We start from the raw sequence: 17,804 nt of genomic DNA on the forward strand, positions 1-17,804 counted from the left end.
TGCATGCTGAGTGTAGAAATAAAACCATTGCTCAAACGTCTTAACCCGTTTTGCACACGGTCACTCGAAGGGGCTGCCGGACTCTGCGTTTCCCGTTCGCATTATGAGGTGACGGTTGAGCACCTTGTTTCCCGCCTGCTGGATGAAACCGGTGCCGACTGGTATCTGATTCTCAAACAGTTCGGGATTAACAGCACCGCGTTGCGCAAAAGCCTTGATCGAACTCTGGAAGAGATGCGTTCCGGCAACGCCGGCAAGCCGGCTTTTTCGCCGCTTCTGCTGCAATGGATTCAGGAGGCCTGGCTGCTGGCCTCGGTCAATCTGGGCGAGGCCAGCATTCGTTCCGGTGCGTTGCTGCTGGCGCTGCTGGCAAAGTCGTCCATCTATGCGGGGGGCAACTACACCGACCTGTTGGAAACCATCAGCCGGGAGGGACTGGAAGGGCAGTTTTTCAAGATCCTGGCCAACTCGATCGAAACAGCAGACACCGCACCTGCAGGCACAGAGGCGGGTTCAGCCGCCGCAGCCGGTCCCCTGGCCAGCGGCGCCCTGGGCAAATACTGCGAGGATTTCACCCAGAAAGCGCGTGACGGCAAGGTCGACACCGTTTTTGGCCGTGACAATGAGATTCGCCAGATTATTGACATCCTGGGACGACGCCGGAAAAACAACCCGATCGCCGTAGGTGAGGCCGGGGTGGGCAAGACGGCGGTGATCGAGGGGCTGGCGTTGAAGATTGCCTTGGGCGACGTGCCGGACAGCCTGAAGAATGTGTCGATTTTGGGGCTGGACATGGCGCTGCTGCAGGCCGGAGCTGGGGTAAAGGGGGAGTTTGAGAATCGCCTTAAATCTGTCATCAACGAGGTGAAGGCGTCCCCTAAACCGATCATCTTGTTTATTGATGAGGCGCATACCCTGATCGGCGCCGGCGGCGCGGCCGGAAGCGGCGATGCCGCCAATCTGCTGAAACCGGCCATGGCGCGCGGCGAATTGAAAACCCTGGCCGCCACCACCTACTCCGAATACAAAAAATATATCGAGAAAGACCCGGCCCTGGCGCGGCGTTTCCAGCCGGTTAAACTTGACGAACCGACCGTTGCAACCTCCATTTTGATTCTGCGCGGATGCAAGCTTGCCTACGAAAAATCCCATAACGTCAATGTACGGGATGACGCGGTCATCGCCGCCGCAGAACTTTCCAACCGCTACATCACCGGGCGCTTCCTGCCGGACAAGGCAATTGACCTGATCGACACCTGTTGCGCCCGGGTCAAAATCAGCATGGCCTCCAAGCCCGCCCGGCTGGAGGATTGCGAGCATGCCATCCAAGCTCTGGAAAGGGAAAAGACGGCGCGCCTGCGTGACCAGGAACATGGGGTCGTGCTCGATGAAGGGCGGCTGGCCGAGATTGAGATAGAGCTTACCAAACTCGGTAGTGAACTTACCGAGATCACAGCACGCTGGAAGCGCGAAAAAGAGGCGGTCGACAAAGTCGTGTCGCTGCGTAACAGCCTGGCGGAACTGAAGAAAAAAGAGGCGCCGGTGGCAGAAGGAGAAACTCCGGTTTCACCGGAAGAGCTGGAAAAAGAACTGGTGGCCGCCATGGCTGCGTTGGCGGACATCCAGAAGGATGAGCCAATGGTCAAGTTTGAGGTGGACCCGGATGTGGTTGCCCTGGTTATTTCCGACTGGACCGGCATTCCCCTGGGTAAGGTGCTGCGTGATCAGGCGCAGAGCGTTCTGCGGATGGAGGAAGAGCTGCAGGCCCGCATCAAAGGCCAGGATCACGCCCTTTCCATTGTCAGCGAAGTGATGAAATCAACCAAATCGGGCATCGCCGATCCCAATCAGCCGATGGGGGTCTTCTTGTTTGTCGGCCCCAGCGGCGTCGGCAAAACCGAAACCGCCCTGACCGTGGCCGACATGATGTTTGGCGGCGAACAGTACACCGTCACCGTCAACATGAGCGAGTTCCAGGAAAAACATACCGTCAGCCGTCTGATCGGCTCGCCTCCCGGCTATGTGGGCTACGGGGAAGGAGGCATGCTCACCGAGGCGGTGCGTAATCGCCCCTACTGCGTGGTTCTGCTCGACGAGGTGGAAAAGGCCCATCCCGATGTGCTCAACCTCTTTTACCAGGTGTTTGACAAGGGGGTCATGGGCGACGGCGAGGGGCGCGAGATCAATTTCCGCAACACGATCCTCTTCTTGACCAGCAATCTAGCGACCGACATCATCACTGAGATGACCCGCGACGGCCAGCGCCCCGGCATGGATGTTCTGGTCCCGGCTATCCGTCCGATCCTGTCCAACTGGTTCAAACCGGCCTTGCTAGCGCGGATGAACATCGTCCCGTTCATGACCCTGGACGCATCGGCGATGAGCGGCATCGTGCGGCTGAAACTCAATAAAATGGCCAAACAACTGATGAATAACAACAAGATGAAATTCAGTTATTCAGAAACGGTGGTGGAGACCATTGCCGCCCGCTGCACCGAAGTGGAAACCGGGGCCCGCAACATCGACTATATTGTTCGCGGCACCATCATGCCGCAACTTTCGCAGGAAATCCTGGCCCATATGACCACCGGCGGCATGCCTTCGGCCGTCAACCTCGATATTGGCGCCGATGGCTGCTTCAGCATGAACTTCTCCTGAGAGCAGGGCTGAAGCTTTCGTGAAGATCATCAAGCCCGATAATCTTGGCCTGCTTTTTTCTCCTTGTATGCTGGGGGACAACTGCTGCCTCTCGGTCGCCGCCATGGCCTGTTTTTCTCTGGAAACACGAGATGACCGCCTTTTTGAGGAAGCCCAAATGTGGCAGGTCGTGGCGGGAGAATTGGGGGAGGAAGAAGCGCTTGACCTGGGGTATCCCAAAAAACGGGGGGAATTTCTGGTGTATGGGGCGGCCCACTCGCCTCAGGCGGTCACAGGTCTCCAAGTCAGAGTGACGGTTGCCGGCTTGAGCAAGACCCTGAATGTAAGTGGCGCCAGATATTGGAACGCGGCAGGGCTGCCGTCTGCCCCGGAACCGTTTAAGGAAACGCGCGTCAGTTGGGCCAATGCTTTTGGCGGCGAGGGGTGGGAGCTTAACCCCACAGGGATGGGCATGCTACCCGATCAAGACGGGAGGATGCCGCTGCCGCAGGTGCAGGATCCCCGTCACCTGGTGACCTCTCCCAAAGACCGTCCGGAACCGGCGGGATTCAACACCCTCAACCCCTTCTGGCCGCAACGGAAACGATTGCTAGGAACCTTTGATGATGCCTGGCTGAAAAAACGCTGGCCCCATTATCCCACCAATACCGATCCGGAGTATTTCAATACCGCGCCTGCGGATCAACGCCTTACCGGGTTTTTCAAAGGTGATGAGCTCCTCCGGATTGAGAATATGCATCCGGAGAAGGCGGAGATCACCTCGGTCTTGCCGGGGCTGCGCGCGCGCCTTTTTGTGAACCGCGTGGTTGAGGGCAAAGAAACATTCACCGAAATAGAGGCTCGGCCGGAGACGGTCTGGCTTTTCCCGGGGGCAGATTGCGGCGTTCTGCTCTTCCGGGGAACAGCAACGGTCACCGACGAGACCCTGGACGATGTGACGCATCTGATGGCCGAGTGGGAACCGTTGAACGCGCCGCCGCAACCATTGGATTATTATCACCAGAAATTTCTCGCCACAATAGCCCCGGTCAAGGCGGAACCGCTCGAACCATCTCCCGTTGCCGCGCCTGAGCCGCCTCCGCCTGCAGCGCCGCCCGCTGCGCCCCCAGAACTGCCGCAACCGCCTGAACCGCCGCCGTTGTCTCCTGAAGCCGAAAAAATGATGACGGATCTGAACGACAAAATTGCCCAGGCCAATGCCCAGGCCGCTGCCGTCTTCGCCAAATTGGGGATGACCCGCGAGCAGGCCATGGCAAAGGTCATGCCGAAGCCGGAACCGACGGTCGCGCCAAGCCAGCTTGAACTGGACAAGGTGATTGCGGATGCCCACCAGCAGGCCGACGCTGTTTTCGCAAAACTGGGCATTTCCAAGGAGGAGGCGCTGAATAAATATCTGTCCCCACAGGCGGCCCCCAAGGATCCTCAACAAGAGATCAAAACCCTGACCGACGCGCTTCAGAGCGTGGAAGCGCAACTGAAAAAATCCGGCATCAACATTCAGGAAGCAGCGGCCAAAATACTACCCGACATCGACCCCGCCACGCTGGACTTCGGCACGATCATTGCCGGGTTGACGAGCCTGGCGGCCACCCTGCCAACCGCAGGCGAAGCTGCTGCTCCGGAGGCGCCGGAAGAGGAGACAGGGACGGTTGCGCCGCCCGCTGCTGATCAAACTGAAGAAACCCTTGATTCCGTTGATGCGGTGATGAAGCGGCATACCCAGGGCCAAAAGCTGTGCGGGCTCGATCTGAGCGACATGGATTTCAGCGGCCGGGATCTTGCCAACGCAGATTTTTCAGGATCAATTCTGGCGAATACCACGTTTACCGGTGCGATTCTCACCGGGGCGGTGTTTACCGATGCAGTGCTGGCCGATGCGGATTTCAGCAGGGCGCGCATGGCCCAGGCCAACCTGATGCGGGTTCAGGCCGTTGGCGCCACCTTTTCCCTGGTGGAGCTCAAAAGGGCTGATCTTTCCGGGGGCGATTTTACCGGATGCAATTTTGCCGACGCCGATCTTTCCACAGCCTGTCTTTCCGGAGCGCTGTTTGCCAAAGCCACCCTCAAAGAATGCAAGGTTGTCGGATCAACCGCCGTCAGAACCAATTTTTCCAAGGCCGACCTGACAGGCGCCAACCTGCACCGGGCAGTGATCACAGCGGCTGATTTCTCAGGCGCAACCCTTGATCATGCCTGCTTCAGCGAAACAGACGGTTGTCAGGCAACCTTTGATGGGGTCCAGGGAACGGGCGCGGATTTCAGCAAGGCTATCCTGATCGCCTCACGGGCCAGCAAGGAGACCAACCTTGCTGGCGCCCTATTTTCCGGGGCTGACCTGACCCGTTCCTGCTGGGAACGCGCCAGCCTCTCTGGGGCTTGTATGGCCGGGGCCGTGCTGGATGACGCCGATTTCAGCAGGGTTACGTTTGCGCGGGTGTACCTGGTCAATGCCACCGCACGGGGGACAAACTTTATGAAGACCGTCATGACCAGCTGCGATCTGCGCGGGGTCAATTTTTTCAAGGCCTCGTTCCGTCATGCGCGGTTGAACCAATGTGACCTGAAACAGGCAAACATGTTCGGTACAGATCTTTATGGCGCAATAATAGTGGCAAGCGACATCCAGGGAACGGATTTCAGGCGAGCACAGGCACGGTCCGCTCAATAACGTGCCCGATTACCAAGGAGCAGTTCTATGACATCAATCGGAAAAAAATTCAGCTTTGTCTCAAAGGCTGGAACGCTGGCAACGGACACCTTTGACGTGGTCAGTTTTACCGGAACGGAAGGGCTTTCAAAGCTCTATCATTTTGATGTGACCCTGGTGTCGGACAACGACGGGATTGATCTTGAAGGCGTGATTCAATCCCGCGCTGCCCTCTCGATTCTGCGCGACGACGGCAACATCGTTTTCAACGGCATGTTGTCGGCTTTTGAACAGATGGAAACCGCCCAGGGGCTCACCCATTACCGTGCCGTCCTGACCCCGGCGTTCTGGCGTCAGACCCTGACGCACCACAACCAGATCTTTCTCGACAAGACCATCCCGCAGATCATCGAAGCTGCCCTGCAAGACGGCGGCCTCACCAGCCTTGACTATGAATTGCGACTGACCGGCCAATATCAGCCGCATGAATATATCTGTCAGTACAACGAGAGCCACTTCAGCTTCATTTCTCGCCTGATGGAGCGGGAGGGCATCTATTATTATTTTGAGCAGGGCGCGGAGTGCGAGAAGCTCATCATCACCGATACGGCCCTGCTCCACTCGGTCATGGCCGAGGGGACGAAGATGTTCTACTCGCAGCCTTCCGGACTGGATGAAGCGTCCCGCGAGGAGGTGGTCAAATCGCTGGTCTGCAGCCAGAAGATGCTGCCGGCAAAGGTGCTGTTGAAGGATTACAACTATCGCAAGCCCTCGCTGGAACTGTCCGTGGAACATGTGGTTTCCGAACGGGGCTTTGGCGACGTCTTTATCTACGGCGAGCATTTCTCGACACCCGAGGAAGGCGCCCAGTTGGCGAAGATGCGCGCCGAGGCGCTTATGTGCAGGGCACGGCTTTTTCAAGGAGAGAGCCTGATCCCCTACCTGCGGCCGGGATACCTTTTTCAACTGGCTGGCCATAATCGCGCTGATTTTAACGACACCTATCTGACCACCGATCTGACCCACAATGGCGACCAGACCTTCCTCTTCACCTCCGGGCTGGGTGTAGCCGGCTCCAGCCGCGAGCGATTTTCGGCCTACCACAACAGTTTCACCGCGATCAGTTCCAGCAGCCAGTTTCGGCCTGAGCGGGTCACTGAAAAGCCCCGTGTTCCCGGCACGATGAACGCCCACATTGATGCGGCCGGAAGCGGGCAATATGCCGAGGTCGATAATCAGGGGCGGTACAAGGTGGTCCTGCCCTTCGACCTGAACAATACCATGGGCGGCAAGGCCTCCTCCTGGCTGCGGATGGCGCAGCCCTATGCCGGTGAAAACCATGGCATGCACTTCCCGTTGCATAAGGGGACCGAGGTGCTGCTGACCTTTGTTGACGGCGACCCGGACCGGCCGATTATTGCCGCTGCCGTGCCCAATCCGATCACCCCGAGCCCAGTCAATTCGGCAAATGCCACCCAGAGCCGGATCACCACGGCCGGCGGCAACAAACTGCATATGGAGGATCAGCAAGGCAGCGAAGGGATGTTGCTGCAGACGCCGAAAAGCAACACCTCGTTCCGGTTGGGCCTTGTCAGTGAGACGAGTGAGACAGAACCGCCAACAAACCAGGAACTACAGAACCAGATTAACGAAATCAATACTGAGCTGGAGACAGAAAAATCCGAACAAGAAGAGGAGGAAGCAAATTCCGGCGTTTCTATCTATACCGGAGCAGGGATAGAAATAACCAGTGCCTGGGAGAATTCGTTGACTTTGGGGGAATGTACCGAGGTCACGGTTGGAATAGCAAACGATATTATGCTTGGCTCGGAAACCTCCATCACCGCCGGTTCGGCTATGGAAGTTTTTCTTGGCACCAAGATGGATATGACGGTTGCCAACACAGTGGATTTATACTGGGGCGATGTCTATTCAATCTGCAAAGATAATGAGTTGACCGGGCAAAATTCGGTTTTGGTTAAGGCTGGTGGCACATCCCCCCCAATCTGGGCCGCGGCAACGGCCATGCTCGCCCTCACTGCCGCCACAACGGTTGCTGCTGCCGCAATGGGCAAGGCGTCAAAGGCAAACACAGCCACAATCACCAGCATAAACGAGATACTCATGGCACTGGATGTGGCCCTTTCTCTTTATGCCAACTCTGCGTTATGCAAAGCTGCCGATAAAGTTTTGTACAATTCAACCATTGAGCTTGGCACAACCGGGATCGAAGAAAAAGTAACTGCCGGTAATATTGAGCAAAAGGTGAGCCTCGGCAGTATCGAACAAGTAGTGATTACCGGAAATATTGAGCAAACAGTGACCACTGGAGATATCCAGATGGAAGTGGACGCTGGCAAAATTAAGCTAAATGTTGGCGAGGGGAATGTCACACAAAGAGTGATTACCGGTAATATCGGACAAAATGTGACAACAGGTGATATCGATCAAACGGTTACCACCGGAAACATCGAGCAAGAGGTTATCACCGGTAACATCGAGCAAAAGGTTACTACCGGAAACATCAAGCAAACGGTTGTCGCCGGAAACATCGAGCTGACAGCTGCAGCATCGAAATTGACTATGAATGCAGATCAAGTAAAACTGAACACAACCGGCGATTTTGCAAAATTAGATCTTAACACCAATCAATGTACAGTAAGCGCCAATACAGGTAATTTTCAATTCCTGTCGTCTGTATCTATACAGGCGGGGGCAATTATTAAATTACAATAGTGACAATCATATCCTGACACCCTCCGGGCCAAAGAAAAATGGAAAGAAAGGAACGCGAATGTTGAAGAGCGATGAAACGCTCCAATTCTTGCACTGCAACCAGTACATTGTAGATCTGGATCTGTCCGGCTTATCCCTGACAGGTCTCGATCTGTCCGACAAACAATTCAGTAGGGTTTCCCTACGGGGGGCAGACTTGTCGGGTTCCAGCCTCGTCGGTAGCCAGTTCCGGGAGTGCGACTTCAGCGGCGCACTGCTCAACAGCACAGAGTGCACCAACGCCTCTTTTGCCTCGTGCCGTCTGGCCGACACCCTGTTTGTCGGTGCAAGTCTTTACAATGCAACCTTGGTCCAGTGCGAGACCAGAAAACTCGACTTCAACCAAGCCAACCTGGAACGATTCACAGTGATCGCCACCCCCCTGCTCGGCGCCCTCTTCAATGACAACAATCTCACCAGCGCCATCTTTACCGCTACTGCTCTGGATAGAGTGAAGTTTCCCGGATGCAGGCTGACACTCGCTGTCTTCGAGCAGGCCTCGCTGCAAGAGGCTGATTTTTCTGGAACAGACCTGTCCAAGTGCCGGTTTACGGGCGCCAACCTGAACGGGGCAAAATTTACTGGAGCACAAGGCAGCTTTGCGGGGTTTATCGATGCTCGAGCAGAGAAGGCCGACTTTTCCGGAGCTGTGTTGACAATGGCCAACTTCTCCGGGGCTGTTCTCGATGGAGCCGGGTTTGCGCATGCCTGCCTGGAAAAATCGCTCTTTGTCGGCGCCTCGCTGAAGAAGGCAGTATTAATCGGCGCAAAGCTGGCCTATACAAATTTTTCCCGGGCGGTCGTCACCGGCGCCGATTTTTCCGAAGCGGACCTGTCCGTGGCCAATCTCCACCGGGCAAATTTCTCTGAAGCCAGACTTGCCGGCACCAAGATGCAGGGCGCCAGGGAAACCGACCAGGAACTGGCCAAAGGGGAGAACTGGGTGTCGCCGCTCAACATCCAACAGGAGACAAATAATGGCTGACAGGAACAATGTACTCATGTTCAGGCATCCCGAGACGCCGGGCATGCCCGATTTGGAGCCAAGCGGAGCAACCATCGACACCGCGCGGGTCATCCAAAGGGACAACAGCGAATTCCTGCTGGTGACAACCGGCGCCCGGACGCTGCGGGGCAAAAAGGCCGCCGGATGTCTGTTGGAGCCGGAGGTGAACGACACCGTGCTGATTGTCCGCAACCTGGCGGCAGGGACGTACATCCTGACCGTTCTCGAGCGTTGCGGCCATGCCGGTCGCGTCATGCTGCCTGGCGACACAACCCTCTGCGCCTCGGACGGAGCCTTGCGGCTTGCCGGCGAGACGGTCGATGTTGTCGGAACAGCAGCGGCAAGCATTGCAGCCCCGGCGATCAAGCTGCAAGGGCTGCGGGGCGAGGCGTCCTTTGCCGAGCTGTCACTGACCGCCTGTGTTGCCGCCCTCAAGGCAGGGAAACTGTCGCTGGTGGCCGCAACCATAGACACTGTTGCGGAGCGGATTACCCAGAGAGTCAAGGACTGTTTCCGCTGGGTGGCACGGACGGACAGCACCAAGGCCGGTCAGATCAACATCAGCGCGGGAAATCGCCTTGATCTGAAGGCCGGTGACGCCTCGCTGGTGGCCCGACATGGAGTCAAGATCGACGGCGACAAAATACACCTGGGATGATGGAACCAGAAACAGGAGAAAGGAATGTTTGCTACAACCATTGCAGGCGGAATGCAGAACATAACCGCCCCGGATGTCTGTAATACCGTCGTCGGACCGGCGGTGTCACCGATCCCCTATCCCGATATCGGTGTGCCTTCATCCGCCACGCCAACGGCGACCAAGGTGTTCATCGTCGGGGCGCTGGCGCTGACCAAGGCCTCCAAGACAGAGCCCACCAACGGCGACCAGCCCGGTGCTTCCGGCGGTGGCGGCGTGGTCTCCGCCAAGATCATGGGGGCGGCGGAATACATCATGGCCAGCATGAAAGTCAAGATCGAAGGCAATCCGGCGGTGCGCTTGACCGACACCATGAAGCTCAACGAAGGCAACACGGTCGGCCTCAACTGCGCCCCCAGCCAAACCAAGGTAATGATCATGAGTTGATGTTTTTTGGAGCTCCGGACACCCATGCTGTGCACGAGATAAACCCACATACAACAAGAAAGAGGATACCTGCATGAAAAAACAGCTCTGGCTCACTTCCCTGAGCTCTGATCGGAGCATCCCCTCGGCGGTCAGCGCCAAGCTTGGGCCGTACGGTTTCGACGTCGCCGGTTCTCTCTGGAATGACAACATCGAACGCATGGGCTGGCAGGATTCACGGGACATGCTGATCAATCCGGCGCTGGCAGGCTGGTTGGTGGTGGCGCCACCTGAAGAACTGGCCAAAGCTTCCGTGCGTTATGGCCTGTCGCTGCTCGCGCTCTCCGTCGCCGCTCGCCGCCCTGGCCTTCCTCTTTTCCTCATCTCCTGCGGAGCCGCGGCAAAGAGTACCGACCTCCCCACTCCGCTTGCCGGCGCCCACCTGCTGACGCTTGACGAGCCGGCCCTGTGCGCAAAAATTGTCGCCAAAACCAGTGTGCCCGCCCCTCCCCGCCGGCATGACTACCGTATCGATATTACGGGGGATCAGCAGGTGGGGCAATGGTTTGAGATCGGGCCGGCGCAAGGAGGGTGGAAAGGGGTCATCTTTGGGACCTGTGGCGGCGAGATCAGCTTTCAGGCGGTGGGCCCGGCGAGCACGTTGCCGAAGAATACTGTACTGAACTATCCGATGCAGGGTATCCAGCTCACGCTCGGCGAGCGGGAATGTATCGCCTGGGCGGTGCAGAATGAAGTGCCGAACGGAACATCCTATTATGCCAAGGTCAAGGGTATGCCGGAGGCACTGGTGTTTGGGGCGTTTCCGGAGGGTGACGAGCCGGAGTTGTTTACAGTGCGGCTCGTCTGATGCGGTCCCTGGAAATCCACCCAATGCAGATACCTGAGCACCCTTTTTCTATTGTCGCCTTTGCTCCGTTTCTTCCTGCGGAAATGGCTGCAAACACGGCCGCCACGCAACCTCTCCCGATTCAATCCGCCGATCACGGATTGGCCCTACTCCGCCCTTCACTGTATATTCCGCTGCCCAAATCACTTTCCCCTGAAGCGGGGATACTGCTGGAATTCACCTCGCTGGCAGATTTCGCCCCTGATGCCATGGTGGAGAGGACCCCATGGCTCAGGGCGCTGAGGGATGGAAGCCGCGTATCTGCGCAGGCACAGTCAACTGCAGCGGCAACAACCCTCGACAGCATTCTCGACATGGTCGATCTTCCTGGAGATAGGGAGGAAAGCACCAGGCGGGCTGATACAGAGGGGAATGAGGCTGATGCGATTATCGCCGGGGTTCTGACCCGGATTTCCGCCGATGACGATTTCCGGCGGATGGAAGCGGCGTGGCAGGGTGTTGCCCTGCTATTCGAGGCGGCCGGTGCGGAGCAGCTTCGCCTTGCCCTGGTGCCGGTGACCCGGGGAAATGCGGCTGAAGTGCTGGCATCAAGCGGACAACTGCTGGACGATGACCCGCCGGATCTTCTTGTGCTGGATGCGCCGTTTGATGCGACCCCGGTCGGCATACTGCTGCTGGAGGCTGCCGCCAATCTGGCTGAACGGCAGATGTCACCGGCAATCTGCTGGTTTGGCCCGGATTTTTTTCACCTGGACGCTTGGTCCGGCCTGGAGCATCTCCCCTATCTGCCCCATCATTTGGAGGGCTTTTCCTTTGCTCAATGGAAGGCGCTCCGTGCCCAGCCCGCAGCCTTCTGGACGATAGCCGCGTGCAACCGTTTTTCATTGACCCCTTCCAGTCATGGCGACGTGTCATCCGAACTGTTCAGGCAAAGCAAGCCGAACTTCCTGGCCCCTGTCTGGGGGGTTGCCGCACTTCTGATGCAATCGCATGCGAGAACCGGTAGCCCGCTGGGCATTGCTTCTCAACTGCTGCGCGTCCAGGATGCTGACATTGCGGGCTGGACGCCGCTTGAAACCGCCATCACCGGCGACCGCACCCGCCAGATGGCGGCGAGCGGTTTGCTCCCGCTGGTGCTGTCGCGCGGCAAAGGCATTCACTTGGCGGAAGCCGTGACCATCAAGGGGGAGTCAATGCTGGCGCCATTGATCCTCTCAACAATCATCCACACCCTTATTGATTTGCGCCAAAAATCCGGACCCAGCAGCGAGCCGGATCACCTGGCGGGCGTCTTAAACGAGGTGTTTTCCCGACATCCCCGCCTCAAAGGGGTGCTGCCTGCCGGCGCCATCACTTTCGAGGTGGTCAGCAGTGACGCTCAAGGTCGTGTTCTTCTCGATGTAATGCTGAGACACAGGGAGTCCTGCGGCAAGAACATTGAATTTACTTTCATGTGGTGATGTGGTAACTGTGCCAGTCCATATGACCAGGCTTTTTCTCCTTATATTCACAGTACTTCTGCTGACTTCCTGCGCCCGCGACAGCACCTTGCGCGGCCACGATTCTCTGGTGACATTTAGCCTGAATTATACATACCATCCGGGTCAGGTTGTGGCCCTGCTCCCTTTGGTCAACTCCGAACAAAAGAGCGCAAATGATCTGATCACCAGCCGTTTTGCCGCCAATCTGACCGCAATCGGTTTTTCGGTGCTGAGCCCGGAGAAAGTGAAACAGGCTGCGGCAAAAGCGAAGATAAACCTTGTGAACATTCCGTCCGATACTCAACTTGCCCGTCTGGGAAAAAGCCTCGGTGCTCGTGTTGTTGTCGTGGGCTCATATAGTTGCCTCCAGAACGCAACCGCAGACAGCGAAGAGGCCATTGCCATACTTTCCGCTCGATTTCTGGATACCGAGAGCGGGGAGACGCTGATCTCCGCCAGCACCCACGCGGACGGCGTCACGCCGGCGACCCGCGCCTTGGCTCTGATGATCCGCAGCAACGCGATGAGGGACCTGTTCCGCAAAGGAATCGACAGTTACAACCAGAAAGACTATGCCGAAGCCATTACCCGCTTCAGTACACTTATCGCCATGGATCCAAATCGGATCGAAGCGTACCATAACCGTGGGGCCTCGTATTTGAAAACCGGCGACTATCAGAAAGCGCTGGCGGACTACGACCGGGCCTTGGCGGTGCTTGCGGAAAAAGAAGGAGCCGCTCCAGGATCTTTTTCACCGTCCTCCCAGGAGGAACAGCCGGAAAAAGCGGGGCTGCTGTTTGGCAGGGGTATTGTGCTGGTTCAATCGGGAAAGCCGGAGGCGGCAATCGCCGATTTTACCAAAGCGCTGGACGCGGGGTATGACCCGGCAACCATACATGCCAATCTCGGCAATGCCCATTTCAAGCTGAAAGAGCTCAACAACTCGCTCGTCGAGTATGGGAAAGCCATTAAGGCCGATTCAACCCGGGCTGATTTTCACTACCAGCGCGGGCTCGTTCTTGAAGAGGTCAACACGCTGAATGCCTCAAAGGATTTTTCAAAGGCAATCAGCCTGGACCACCGATATCCGCTGGCCTTGGCGGCCCGCGGCAGAGCGAATCTGAAGCTTGGCAATCCGGCGGACGCAATCAAAGATTACACCCAGGCCATCGAGTACGACCCTGGCAATGTGGAATACCTGACCGGCAGAGGCGCCGCCTTCTTTCAAGCGGGCGATTACGACAGCGCCATCAAAGATTATTCCGACGCCATTGCCGCCAACCCAACCTATTACCAGGCGTATCTCGGCCGTGCAGTCAGTTGCGCCGCCAAGGGAGACGATACCTGCGCGGCTAAGGATTTCGACACGGTGCTTTCATCCGGGACGGTCGTGTCTGGCACTGCCTCTCTGGAGGCCGGAATTTTTCAGGTAAAGCAGGGAAAATACCGGGAAGCAATCACCCATTTCAGCAAGGCCATCGAAACCGCCGGTAAGGATGGGGTTGTGTATTCCAACCGGGGAAAGGCGCTGCAGATGATGGGGAGCTACCGTGATTCTGCTCTGGACTTCAGCCGCTCCCTTGAGTTACGGGCAGACAACCCGCAGGACTATTTTAATCGGGGTTATTCCAATATGCAGAACGGCGGATACCGCCAGGCCATAGACGATTTTAACAAGGCAGCCCGCCTTGACCCCAACTATGCACCGATATTCAGCAACCGGGGATACGCCTACCAGAAAAGCGGCAATTACGATCAGGCCATCAGCGACTACAGCCTCGCGCTCGGTCTGATCAAGCCGGATCAGAGCACGTCCTCGTATCGTTATCGGTATCCCGATGTGCAACTCCATCAAGTGGCGGGATCGTTTCAACCGTTCTTCATGTATTATAATCGCGGGTTATCCTATCTGGCTTCAGGTAAATACCGGCCGGCTCTCGAGGATTTCAACACGGCATCCGAACTTGCCCCCCAAAGTGCCGAGGTTTTTGCAAATCGTGGCCTGGCAAACCAGCAAGTCGGCCAAACGGAACAGGCCCAGGCCGACTACAAGCGCGCGATCGAACTCGATGGCCGCCTGGCCGATGCCTATTTCGGGCGAGGCTCCTTGAGCGAACAATCCGGCAATATTCCTGCGGCAATCTCCGACTACACCAAAGTTATCGACATCAAGCCAGATTTTGCACGGGCCTATTACAGCCGCGGGTTGCTCAGAACGCAGCTCAATATTGTAGAACCGGGAATGACAGATATTAAGGCCGCCGCTCGCATGAACCTGCAAGAGGCTAAAGATTATCTCCTGACCAGGGGTGTGGATTGGTGATAGCATTCACCGCAGACCAAAGGAGAAGAGCATGAAAAAAATGTGTATTGCAGCAGTGTTGCCCCTGCTTTTTCTTGCGGTCAGCTGCACGCAAACAATAACCGGAACCGGACCGATTGATACCTCCATCATGCACAAGGTGGAAGAACAGTGCGCCTCGTATTTCCTCGGAATGGGCCCTTTTGGAGAGAGCACTCTGGTGCAGAAACCGGATACCATCCAGTACACTGTCCATAACTATTTTCTGTACAGCACCTTCTGCACTGTGGGGTACAATAAGTAATTCATGCGGCTCATATTCTTTGCCCTATTACTGTTGCAGATGCTGGTTGTCTCAAGCTGCTCATGGTTTGCCGACAAACCAACCCCCCCACCGCTCACACCCCTGGAAGCAGCCAAGGAGGCTAATGAAAAAGCCAGAATAGCCAATGAGGAGCTCAAGAAAAATTATCCCGTGCCCCAGGTGAAGTGGACGTTTGCCGCCAAGGCTATCGAAATCCGCTTCAAGGCGGATGCTACGCTCAACTATTATGACGACGAACCACACACCCTGGCGGTCGCTGTCTACCAAATGAGCGACCCCAGTGTGTACCTGAGCTATGGCGTCAATCGCGAAAAACTCACTGAAATCATGGCAGCGCACCGCTTTGATCCTTCCGTGACTTCGTTCGATCAATTTTTCTTCCAGCCGGGAGAAGAGCGGGTCATCAGGATCGACCGGGCTGAAAACAGCCGTTTTGTCGGTATTGTGGCCGGTTACTTCCAATCCGATCCCGATCAGGTAACGCGACTGTTCGAGGTCCCTGTTCAGGTAACCCCAGGCAAGCAGGAGGTGCTCGCTTCACCCGGGACGCTCAATATTAACATCTTTGCTGGACGGAACATGATCCAACAGTACGGGAGCAATTAATATGGAATTCACTCGGCCACTCTTTTGGCGACACGGGCTTTTCCTGCAGCCCCAGCATTTGCAGCTCAATGACCTTTTTCAGGAATCACGCCTTTCTCCTTTATGGGAATTCTTGCAACCGTATTTCTGGGGTGTTGCCGAAATGAACATCCAGGAGTCGGCGCTTTCCACGATGTCATTTGAAATCCTGAGTGGAAAATTCCTCTTCCCCAGCGGGGTTTATGCACTTTTCCCCGGCAACGCGGTTCTAGAGCCGCGCTCGTTTGTTGATGCCTGGGAAAACTGGGACAAACCGATCACGATCTATCTTGGCCTGCGCACCATGAGCCAGATGGAGCCCAACGTGACTGTTGTTGAAGAAATGCGGGGACTTGCCGATATCAAAACTCGTTTTATCACTGCCTCGGCTCCGGAAGAAGTGCGGGATCTCTATCTCAACGGACAGACGGCGCAGGTGCAGGGGATGCAGTATCAACTCAGACTGTTCTGGGAAACCGAAAAGGCCCTGCTGGACAATTACGAAATCATTCCGATCGCCAGACTGGAGAGAATAACCGAGCGAGTGCGGTTGCTGCCCGGTTTCATTCCTCCTGTCTTGTCGTTGCGCTCCTCAGACCGTTTGTTTGCCATGGTGCGGGATATTCGCGATCGGCTGGCCGCAAGGGGACGACAACTCGAAGGGTATAAAAGACTGAAAAACCTGGAGACCGGCGAGTCGGAATCTCGCTACATTTCCTATCTCATGGCGCTCTCTTGCCTGAACCGTCACATTCCGGTGCTTTCACAGATGTGCGAATCCGGAACCGCCAACCCATATAACGCCTATTTGGCGCTGAGGCAGTTGGTGGCGGAACTCTCGACCTTTTCCACTTCCATTGACGTCATGGGAGAAATATTGACGGGCGAAACAGTGCCGCCTTACAACCACACAGCTCTGTGGGACTGTTTCAGTCGTGTGCAAAATGCCATAGAAATAGCCTTGTCTGATTTTGTTTCCGGCCCTGAGTACATCATCCCGCTGGAGCGTGATGGCGACATCTTTAGAGCGGAAAAACTGAGCCAGGATATTTTTCAACCGCGCAATCACTATTATCTGGTGCTGTGGACGTCACTGGATCTGAAACAGATCTTTGAATCACTTGCCCACCTCGCCCGGGTCACTTCCCTGTCCTACCTGCCGACCATTACCAAAAGAGCACTGGCCGGGATTGAACTCAGTTTTCTGGCCCAACCCCCACGCGAAGCACTGAGCAGTTCCAACAGCTCTTTCTTCCGGCTGAACGAGACCGACAAGCAATGGGAGTCTGTTGTCAACGAACAGAGCCTTGCCATGCACTGGGAGGGCGCGCCCAAAGACCTCAAAGTAGAACTCATGGTCATCAGGAGATAGTATGCGGCTCATCGACTGCTTCTTAAAACCTCTTGCATACACCGCCCACATGGTCGGCACCGGTAGCGATGCGTCTGTCGCCCTGCCGCAGGCAAATAAAATCATCCACAGATTGCTGGATGAAAGTGGAAAAAGAGCGGATCATGCCGGTTTTGCACCCCAGGAGTACAACGAAGCCCGTTTTGCAGTCTGCGCCTGGATAGACGAGGCCATACTCAACTCAAACCTGCCAGAGTCCGACCTCTGGCTGGGGGAATTGCTGCAGCGGGCGTTCTACTCCACCAACAGGGCTGGAGAAGAATTCTATACGAGAATGGATAACCTGAGCGAGTCCGAGCTCCAGGTGCGCGAAGTTTTTCACCACTGTCTGGCCCTTGGCTTCAAGGGGCGCTATTTCTCGCCAGAGATGGCAAGCGAACTGGAAACGATCAAACAAAGAGAGTTTTCACGGCTCAAAAGGGAACACACCCTGCTCACACCCGGCAATCAGGAGCAATTTTTTCCTGCATCGTACCCCAAAAAATCAGCGCCCCGCCGACGTGCTCTGCCCCGCGTTGCCTTCTCGTTCGTCACCTTGTTCATGATCCTGGCTCCGCTTGTTTTCCTCACCCTGACCTATTATTCGTACAGCACTCTGCTTGATGGCATGGTTGAAAAAATGATCCATCTGGAGTCCAAATAGC

General features: G+C 56.3%; 12 protein-coding genes and 1 pseudogene. All 13 read left to right on the forward strand.

Annotation, left to right across the window (positions count from 1 at the left end; translation table 11 throughout):
- Positions 1 to 99 precede the first annotated feature (99 nt).
- Positions 100 to 2,658: pseudogene (gene tssH / locus ACHZCX_RS21210) on the forward strand (type VI secretion system ATPase TssH); the annotation flags it as partial.
- A 19-nt stretch (positions 2,659 to 2,677) separates the two neighbouring features.
- A complete protein-coding gene (locus tag ACHZCX_RS21215) occupies positions 2,678 to 5,326 on the forward strand; it encodes a DUF2169 domain-containing protein (protein WP_319589196.1) in 2,649 nt (882 codons plus the stop codon).
- A gap of 27 nt (positions 5,327 to 5,353) precedes the next feature.
- Positions 5,354 to 8,041, forward strand: coding sequence for a type VI secretion system tip protein TssI/VgrG (gene tssI / locus ACHZCX_RS21220; RefSeq protein WP_319589197.1), 2,688 nt, complete (start codon positions 5,354 to 5,356; stop codon positions 8,039 to 8,041).
- A 58-nt stretch (positions 8,042 to 8,099) separates the two neighbouring features.
- Positions 8,100 to 9,065, forward strand: a complete 966-nt coding sequence (locus ACHZCX_RS21225; RefSeq protein ID WP_319589198.1) for a pentapeptide repeat-containing protein — start codon at positions 8,100 to 8,102, stop codon at positions 9,063 to 9,065.
- The gene (locus ACHZCX_RS21230) at positions 9,058 to 9,744 is read left to right on the forward strand and encodes a DUF3540 domain-containing protein (RefSeq protein ID WP_319589199.1); all 687 of its coding nucleotides are present in this window, start codon (positions 9,058 to 9,060) and stop codon (positions 9,742 to 9,744) included. Before ACHZCX_RS21225 ends, ACHZCX_RS21230 begins: the two co-directional genes overlap by 8 nt.
- Before the next feature lie 24 nt (positions 9,745 to 9,768).
- Entirely contained in the window at positions 9,769 to 10,170 is a 402-nt protein-coding gene (locus ACHZCX_RS21235) for a DUF4150 domain-containing protein (RefSeq protein ID WP_319589200.1), read from the forward strand.
- A 73-nt stretch (positions 10,171 to 10,243) separates the two neighbouring features.
- On the forward strand, positions 10,244 to 11,017 hold the full coding sequence (locus tag ACHZCX_RS21240) for a hypothetical protein (RefSeq protein WP_319589201.1): 774 nt from the start codon (positions 10,244 to 10,246) through the stop codon (positions 11,015 to 11,017).
- A 23-nt stretch (positions 11,018 to 11,040) separates the two neighbouring features.
- Complete coding sequence (locus ACHZCX_RS21245) at positions 11,041 to 12,477, forward strand: type VI secretion system contractile sheath domain-containing protein (protein WP_319589202.1); 1,437 nt, start codon at positions 11,041 to 11,043, stop codon at positions 12,475 to 12,477.
- A gap of 22 nt (positions 12,478 to 12,499) precedes the next feature.
- On the forward strand, positions 12,500 to 14,821 hold the full coding sequence (locus ACHZCX_RS21250) for a tetratricopeptide repeat protein (RefSeq protein WP_319589203.1): 2,322 nt from the start codon (positions 12,500 to 12,502) through the stop codon (positions 14,819 to 14,821).
- Between the two features lie 31 nt (positions 14,822 to 14,852).
- Positions 14,853 to 15,104 (forward strand): hypothetical protein, encoded by a 252-nt coding sequence (locus ACHZCX_RS21255; protein WP_319589204.1) that lies wholly within the window; start codon positions 14,853 to 14,855, stop codon positions 15,102 to 15,104.
- A 3-nt stretch (positions 15,105 to 15,107) separates the two neighbouring features.
- Complete coding sequence (tssJ, locus tag ACHZCX_RS21260; protein ID WP_319589205.1) at positions 15,108 to 15,731, forward strand: type VI secretion system lipoprotein TssJ; 624 nt, start codon at positions 15,108 to 15,110, stop codon at positions 15,729 to 15,731.
- A gap of 1 nt (position 15,732) precedes the next feature.
- On the forward strand, positions 15,733 to 17,121 hold the full coding sequence (gene tssK / locus ACHZCX_RS21265) for a type VI secretion system baseplate subunit TssK (RefSeq protein WP_319589206.1): 1,389 nt from the start codon (positions 15,733 to 15,735) through the stop codon (positions 17,119 to 17,121).
- Between the two features lies 1 nt (position 17,122).
- Entirely contained in the window at positions 17,123 to 17,803 is a 681-nt protein-coding gene (locus ACHZCX_RS21270; protein ID WP_319589207.1) for a DotU family type IV/VI secretion system protein, read from the forward strand.
- Position 17,804: the final 1 nt, after the last annotated feature.

Origin of the sequence: uncultured Desulfobulbus sp., from assembly GCF_963662935.2 — a bacterium.
Taxonomy (GTDB): Bacteria; Desulfobacterota; Desulfobulbia; order Desulfobulbales; family Desulfobulbaceae; genus Desulfobulbus.

Bases quoted from the DNA above. Each gene is read 5' to 3' on its own strand.
- tssI (WP_319589197.1), top strand. From the start codon at position 5,354: ATGACATCAATCGGAAAAAAATTCAGCTTTGTCTCAAAGGCTGGAACG.
- ACHZCX_RS21225 (WP_319589198.1), top strand. From the start codon at position 8,100: ATGTTGAAGAGCGATGAAACGCTCCAATTCTTGCACTGCAACCAGTAC.
- ACHZCX_RS21230 (WP_319589199.1), top strand. From the start codon at position 9,058: ATGGCTGACAGGAACAATGTACTCATGTTCAGGCATCCCGAGACGCCG.
- ACHZCX_RS21235 (WP_319589200.1), top strand. From the start codon at position 9,769: ATGTTTGCTACAACCATTGCAGGCGGAATGCAGAACATAACCGCCCCG.
- ACHZCX_RS21240 (WP_319589201.1), top strand. From the start codon at position 10,244: ATGAAAAAACAGCTCTGGCTCACTTCCCTGAGCTCTGATCGGAGCATC.
- ACHZCX_RS21245 (WP_319589202.1), top strand. From the start codon at position 11,041: ATGCAGATACCTGAGCACCCTTTTTCTATTGTCGCCTTTGCTCCGTTT.
- ACHZCX_RS21250 (WP_319589203.1), top strand. From the start codon at position 12,500: ATGACCAGGCTTTTTCTCCTTATATTCACAGTACTTCTGCTGACTTCC.
- ACHZCX_RS21255 (WP_319589204.1), top strand. From the start codon at position 14,853: ATGAAAAAAATGTGTATTGCAGCAGTGTTGCCCCTGCTTTTTCTTGCG.
- tssJ (WP_319589205.1), top strand. From the start codon at position 15,108: ATGCGGCTCATATTCTTTGCCCTATTACTGTTGCAGATGCTGGTTGTC.
- tssK (WP_319589206.1), top strand. From the start codon at position 15,733: ATGGAATTCACTCGGCCACTCTTTTGGCGACACGGGCTTTTCCTGCAG.
- ACHZCX_RS21270 (WP_319589207.1), top strand. From the start codon at position 17,123: ATGCGGCTCATCGACTGCTTCTTAAAACCTCTTGCATACACCGCCCAC.